General features: G+C 41.4%; 7 protein-coding genes. 6 read left to right on the plus strand and 1 reads right to left on the minus strand.

Annotated features, from left to right (window positions below; translation table 11 throughout):
* The 5 genes from QTN94_RS19215 to QTN94_RS19235 all read left to right on the plus strand — a co-directional run.
* Positions 1-672, plus strand: a 672-nt coding sequence (locus tag QTN94_RS19215) for a bacteriophage T4 gp5 trimerisation domain-containing protein (protein ID WP_443088811.1), incomplete at its 5' end; no start/stop codon positions are given.
* A 3-nt stretch (positions 673-675) separates the two neighbouring features.
* Positions 676-1,233 carry a DUF4123 domain-containing protein gene (locus QTN94_RS19220; protein ID WP_331418732.1) on the plus strand — a complete coding sequence of 186 codons (558 nt, stop codon included), beginning with the start codon at positions 676-678 and terminating at the stop codon, positions 1,231-1,233.
* A gap of 2 nt (positions 1,234-1,235) precedes the next feature.
* Complete coding sequence (locus QTN94_RS19225; RefSeq protein ID WP_331428564.1) at positions 1,236-3,947, plus strand: LysM peptidoglycan-binding domain-containing protein; 2,712 nt, start codon at positions 1,236-1,238, stop codon at positions 3,945-3,947.
* The gene (locus QTN94_RS19230; RefSeq protein ID WP_331428565.1) at positions 3,914-4,876 is read left to right on the plus strand and encodes a hypothetical protein; all 963 of its coding nucleotides are present in this window, start codon (positions 3,914-3,916) and stop codon (positions 4,874-4,876) included. Before QTN94_RS19225 ends, QTN94_RS19230 begins: the two co-directional genes overlap by 34 nt.
* Complete coding sequence (locus tag QTN94_RS19235) at positions 4,873-6,066, plus strand: hypothetical protein (protein WP_331428566.1); 1,194 nt, start codon at positions 4,873-4,875, stop codon at positions 6,064-6,066. The genes QTN94_RS19230 and QTN94_RS19235 overlap by 4 nt, the downstream gene beginning before the upstream one ends.
* Before the next feature lie 129 nt (positions 6,067-6,195).
* Here QTN94_RS19235 and QTN94_RS19240 read toward each other — a convergent pair whose 3' ends face one another.
* Positions 6,196-6,351, minus strand: coding sequence for a hypothetical protein (locus tag QTN94_RS19240; RefSeq protein ID WP_331428567.1), 156 nt, complete (start codon positions 6,349-6,351; stop codon positions 6,196-6,198).
* A 42-nt stretch (positions 6,352-6,393) separates the two neighbouring features.
* Here QTN94_RS19240 and QTN94_RS19245 point away from each other — a divergent pair.
* On the plus strand, positions 6,394-6,578 hold a 185-nt coding region (locus QTN94_RS19245; RefSeq protein ID WP_331428568.1), incomplete at its 3' end, for a hypothetical protein.

Genomic DNA, 6,578 nt, shown 5'->3' on the forward strand with positions numbered 1-6,578 from the left:
GAGACCCACCAAGGGCAAGGCTTTAACGAACTGAGTTTTGAAGACCAAGCAGACCAAGAGCAAGTCTATCTTCATGCGCAGAAGGATTTTGACTCGATAGTGCTGAATGACATGACCACTCATGTTAAACACGACCAACATATCACGATCGATAACGACCATTTCACTCAGATTAAAAACCGCCACAACCTCACCGTGGAGGGTGAAAGCCGCACTTTGGTCAAACAAGATGCCACCTCGATTGTGGAAGGGAGTCTGCACCAAAAAATCGCTCAGTTGCATGCATTTGAAATTGGCAATGAACTCCACATCAAAGCCGGTATGAAGGTCGTTATCGAAGCGGGCTCTGAAATGACTTTGAAAGCCGGTGGCAGCTTTATAAAACTAGACGCGTCTGGTGTTAGCTTGGTTGGCGCGAAAGTCAATATAAACTCGGGTGGAAGCCCAGGCAGCGGCAGTGGGTATGGAGGCCAGCAGGCCGCATTACCAAATGGGTTAGAGTTGCAGCAAGCGCCGGAAGAGATTTCGCCAATTAGTTCAATTGCACAGCTTGTCTCAGAAGACGCGCTTATTCAAATTGCACTAAGTGATATAGGGCTTGCAAGAATGTGCCAGCGCCAACCTGACGGGAGCTGTCCAAGGACTGACTGTCCATGTAAGCAGGAGCAATAGGATATGTTAAAGCAGAAAAGCTCTCTAACCTTAGATATGCTCCTTGAGCATTGGCTTATCGTTGACACTGTAAGAGTGCCTGATGTGGCGGAGTTAGCGTACACTACAGAGGAAAACCCAGAATTATTCAAGCTGTATGCTGGTAGCCCCTTTCTTCATTTACTCAAGATTAGCCCTGTAGTTTTTAATTTTACAGGCTCACACGATTTGGCGAAGAAAATAAAGGACGATTTTGCACTGAGAACCAGCAGTGTGGTGTTTTCTTATAAAAATGGCTCATCGCTAAATGAGCGAATAAATCATCTTCACAACCTAATGTCTGTAGTAATCAACAAAGAGATAGCATTCTTTAGGTATCACTCAAGCGAATTTTGGAGTGAAGTTTCACACCACCTCATCCCTCAAGATATCGATATCATCTTAGGCCCATTTGAAACGTTGAGTTGGGTCGACAAGAACCAAAATTGGAACTCAATATCGAGAGATGCTGGAGTGGTTAAGACAGAGCGAAGAGAGCTCCCTTTCCATCTAAATTCACCTGTTATAAGTAAGCAGATTTAACTATGAACGACATAAAAACCTACCAAATTCAGCAAGGTGACTGTCTAAGCTTGATAGCAAAAAAATTTGACATAGATATCAGTACATTAAAAGAACTGAATAGTGACCAGATTAAAAACTTAGACCTTATTTATGCAGGAAACACTCTCAAGTTAGAGGGGAATGAAGGAGCTCCAATTGAAGTGGAGGCAGGTAAAAGAATACCTATGCCCTCTTTACCTAAAAAACCAGCATGTGGAAATGACTTATGTTCCAGTAATGTACCAGATTTCATAGATATATTGTATGTGCCCGCGCATCCGAAAACAGGAAAACAAACTTGGTATGCATTAACTGAAGAGGCACAAAAAGCTGTAATTTCAGAGCAGAAATTGTTCAAAGATGCGGTAGTTTCGGATAGGCAAAAAACTTTCGATAATCTTAATTCTTTAGGCATTTTATCTAAGTTTGAAAGTAAACCTCACGAAAGCTTTTTAGATGATAAAGATGTTGAACGCTTGAGAACTGTCATATGGATATTAACTACCATTCGTTCCGGAGCAGCTAAGGAGTTTGAGCAAGGTGGCGAAAATGGTTTTTTAATCTTTATTGCTGAACATGAAGAAGGGATTGATTATCACGAAATACTCGATGACTCTCTAACTTGGGAAAAAGTTAAGCAATTTGCGTTTGACGTATTGCCATACGTTCACCCTGTTGCTAATTATTTGGGTAACGCTCTGGGCTACATTGAGCAAATTGAAGAAGAGGATCGAGAGTATAGACTAAGAGAAAGGGCTTTAAGAGCAACAAAAGGCCAAGTTGTTAAATTCTTAGAAGAAGAGATCGCGTTACTCGAAAAGAAAGCGATCACAGCGGCTGGATATATCAAAAGTGATGATGGTACGGCATTTGTTTATGACAATAAGCGAAAGTACTACACAAGTGAGAAACAGCAAGATGTAACAAAGTGCCTAGAAAAGTTAGCCTCACATCGTCCCTGGAGTGATAGCAAACTGGCGGGTTATAGTCACAAAAAAGCAAAAGAAAAAATTGAGAAATTCTGGGAAAGAGATGTTGTCGCGTCAGCAGAGTTTATTAAGAATCTGAGTGAATTCAAACAGAGTCATGGTGTACCCAGTAAAGCAATGAACGCTTATAGTTTCACTTATCACCTATTAAGGCTAAATGAATTTGGGTATGTGACAAAAGAGCAATGCCTTGCTAAAGAACAATTAATAGGGACGAAACCTGAACACCTTGGCCCGAAAAGCCTTGCAAATGATAAAAAGTATAAAGAGTGGCGTGAAGATAGTGGACTTAAAATTGCTCATGAAGATTACGAAAGCGTTGTTGAAAAACTGCTTAGTGAGTTTTTAACATATCCAGAGCAGCCTAGAGATGAAAAACTGATTAAAGGGATACTAGAATCAAATGCTTCGTCTGTTAGCCAATGGGCTTATTACCCAACTCAAGCGTTTATCAATTTCATAGACCGCACTCTTAGCCATTGGCTTACAAGCATTAAAAGCATCGTGGGCCAACCAATCCCTAACATGTTCACTGACCTAATTTGGCTTAAAAAAGTTGCTCTGGAGCGGCTTGAGCAGTTGAAACGGCAAGCTCAACGAGCGGTACACCGTAGAGCATTCCATCATTACTATTTGCAAGCTGACTCTATTGAAATTCAAACTTTGATCTGGGAAGAGTCTAAGTTCACTCCAACAGAAAAGAAACTGGGTGTATTTTCGAATAAAGCAGGGAATGCTGATCTTCAAGCGGTAGAGTGTAGTTTACTATCTACAGGTGGAGAGCTGGGGTGGGTTCGAGCACCTGCTTGGTTTCTTCCACACAGTCAAACGAATACTAGTAAAGGACACAGTAAGGATATTACTGAAAAAGTGACACTCATAGATCCTTTAGTTAATGGAGAAAAAGCTGGTAAGAATTTTCAAGAAACACTGACTGATCTTAAAAAACAGCTTAGAGAGTCAGTAACCAAAAGAAACTTTGTCATGTCACCTTTGAACTTAAACCAAACCATTAGTAAATTTGACTCTAGTGCATTTTGGCAAGCAGACTATCATTGGCAAGGAGGGAGAAGCCAAGGAGGTAACTCCGCATATATCGCGAATGCTCAAGCTCAATTTTTACGCCTCACTTCGAGTGCTGATGGCACATTAAATATGCCATTAAGTGAGTTAAATAGCGTAACCCCCAACCTGGATCTTACTACAGGGGCTTCTATTCAATCGAAATTTAGTTTGTTAAGTGGCCAGATTGCGTTCACTTCATGGTTTCCTGTCAATCAAGCATCTCCTGAGCAACGACCAATTGGTGGCTTTGGGCTAGATATCCCCTATGTAGCAAGAAATAGCTCAACGAATAAAAATGAGCGACGTACATACAACGCGGGGGAATGTTACGTAAAACTTAGCGCTAAGGTATACGGGCTTGCTGCTGCTTCATGCCAGATTTCTGGCAATTTTTCATTCGGCCCCTCTGAAACAAATGGTGGCATTGGTGTGAAAGGCAAATCAATCAAAGTTCTCGACCCCAACCGCTCAGAAGACACAAGCGTTCAAGCTAGGGTAGTTGCGGATACAGGAGTGAGATCCCCAGTTGCTGCTGCACAAGCAGGCGCAAAAGTGGATGTATTCGCAGGCGTTGAAGCAGGAGGGACCATTGACGCTGAGGTTCATTGGAAGCATTCCAGAACGGACAAGTTATTTTAATCACATCAGCGAGAGCGGTGTGCGGACCAGGTTTCTCTGGAAAGTTATCTGTAACCCTGAGCCCAGTTTTACTAGACCGTTTTCTCGATTCGTTGCTTCGCGTGTTAAAAGAAAGTGGATTTCGTTATGTGGAAGTGTTTGGTGAGTTGGATGAGAACGGAAAAAATCCTGATTTTGAGCTGCTGAATGAAAGACTAACAACGGCTATGACGCTGGGGATCGGTTTTGCTGATGTTATGCTACTTCCTACTGTTGCGTATGATTCATATAAAGCTGATGCGTTAAGTGAAGATTTTGCGCCTATGATCGCATATCACATTGTCGGTAAGGGCAACCGAAACCTAAATAAAGTTAAGTCGAATATGAAATGGGTGAGAAACTTACCGCCTGAAACTTTAGCGAAACTTTTAAAGTGCTTATCCAATATTGAAGAAGCGCCTTGGATATATGAAAGTGAAAATGCGGCTAAAAAACGTAAAGAAAATGAGTTGGAAAAAGCTAACGCAATAGCAAAGATACTAGAGTGGCTGACCGAGGATAGTAAGTCAGGTCAGAATTTAATGCACCGTCAACGTCAGTTCGAAGAGACTTTGATTCGCATGAGTGGCAATTTAGAGGAGGTTGCCAGCCCTGCAGCACAATGGCAAAGGTTTGCTGACAACTGGCTTCGCATCGAAACTTTTATGATTTCTTATTTTAATGATGGGGATAAATCAGTTTTAAATACATTCAACGAAAACTCGAAGCTGTTAGCTAGAAATATGCGAGGATTTAAGTACAAAGATTCACGTGGACGTTCTCATTATAGAGCGTATCGTATCGAGTCTGCCGATGACAACGAAATCGCAAAGCTTGAACGTGAACGAATCAAGTCTGTATATAGGTCAGATAATAGGTGGCTGGAATTTAGTGACTGGAAAATTCAATGAAGAATATAAAAAAAATAATTAAATATTGTTTGCTAACGTGTTTGGCGGTGGTAGTGGCATTAGGCGGGTATGTGACCTACTTAAGGCTACCTAATGGAACAGATATAGAGTTGACAAAGCCACTTGCTCTTAGGCTAGCTGAATTAATTTCTATTGCAGATAAGAATCAAACTGCAAACTTAAACCTAGATGCTGCCAGTACCTTTCAAAGAAGTAACCCTATTTTTGAGGCCATTATTGCAATTCAGCAACAAAGGTGGGGGGAGGCCGAAGAATTACTTACACCGTTGGCGGAGCAAGGCAATGCTGAAGCGCTGTTTTGGTTAGGTGATATCACTTATAGAAGCAGTGCATTTTCTGGACGGAAAGGAGCAAAACTATTTGAAAAATCGGCCAAATTAGGCAATCCCTATGCTGCTATTAAGCTATCTCCTAAATACAACTCTTACGAATGTAAGATGAGAATGGGATCATATTGCAATGAGAAGTGGGGAGAGTTGGGGTTAGATATTTTGAGAAAGCAAGCAGATGCTGGCGATGTCAAAGCGGCTTATTCATATCTTTTTTATACTAAATTTGATGATGGAAGCTTCGATTATTTTGAGAAGTTTCTGGATGTTGTTGAGCGTGGTATAGAGATTAAATATTATCGTCCGCTACGTCATTTGGTTGATATGTACCAGACTCGTGAACATCTCAATCCGTATAACAGGGATATTATCCCATTAACGGAAGGAGACCGGAAAATACTGGCTAAGTTGTTAATGGTTGCAGCGGAGAACAACGATATTCCGTCGATAAAAACACTAAACAACCGATACCTAGACGTAATCTCATCACCAAGGAAGTTTGATGAAATTGTCGAAAGAAATCTGAACGCCCTAGATTCACAGCACTATTTAATTTCATATGATTTTTTCTTAAGAAGATACAAACAGAGTAACGAAAGAGATTTCTTAATTCACGGTTATGCTTATGCAATAATATACGACAAATCCAAAGGAGAAGGTCAATCTTTGTATCGTCGTATGTTTGACAGCAGACTAGAGGAGAGGGGAATTAGTGCCTTAACCCCAAAAGAAAAAAACAGCGCGAAAAACATATTTGAAAAGCAATTGGAAAAACAAAAATTCTCAGCCTACATAGATGAGGTGAGAGAAGCTTATGAATCCCCTTCTGGTGGTTACTAAATTTGGCTTCAACTATTGACTGTTTGATAAATCAATTGGTTCACCTGATAGGTAATATCTGACGTAATGCCCAGCCAATGCTGGGCATTTTATTCAAGCCGAGACAATCATAATCTCGCCTCCAAGCCCCTAGACCTCATACTTGGATTTATCACCAATGTCATAGTGCCTTGGCATGCGCCATTTATAGATACTGGTGACAAAAAACAGAAGCGAAGACATTGCTGCCAATACCTTTGCCGCGATGTCGAAATCAAGCATCAAACAGAACCACAAAGCTGCCAAGATTAAAGGCTGTAGACGCAGCCCAGGCACCTTGAAGCAATAATGCTATTTGAAACACAACCCGCCCAAAGTAATCAAAACCGCTCAGAAGACACAAGCGTTCAAGCTAGGGTAGTTGCGGATACAGGAGTGAGATCCCCAGTTGCTGCTGCACAAGCAGGCGCAAAAGTGGATGTATTCGCAGGCGTTGAAGCAGGAGGGACCATTGACGCTGAGGTTCATTGGAA

Source organism: Vibrio sp. M250220, from assembly GCF_036533795.1.
Classification (GTDB): Bacteria; Pseudomonadota; Gammaproteobacteria; order Enterobacterales; family Vibrionaceae; genus Vibrio.

Excerpts from the sequence above, each read along its gene's own strand:
- QTN94_RS19225 (WP_331428564.1), top strand. The coding sequence starts at position 1,236 with ATGAACGACATAAAAACCTACCAAATTCAGCAAGGTGACTGTCTAAGC.
- QTN94_RS19220 (WP_331418732.1), top strand. The coding sequence starts at position 676 with ATGTTAAAGCAGAAAAGCTCTCTAACCTTAGATATGCTCCTTGAGCAT.
- QTN94_RS19235 (WP_331428566.1), top strand. The coding sequence starts at position 4,873 with ATGAAGAATATAAAAAAAATAATTAAATATTGTTTGCTAACGTGTTTG.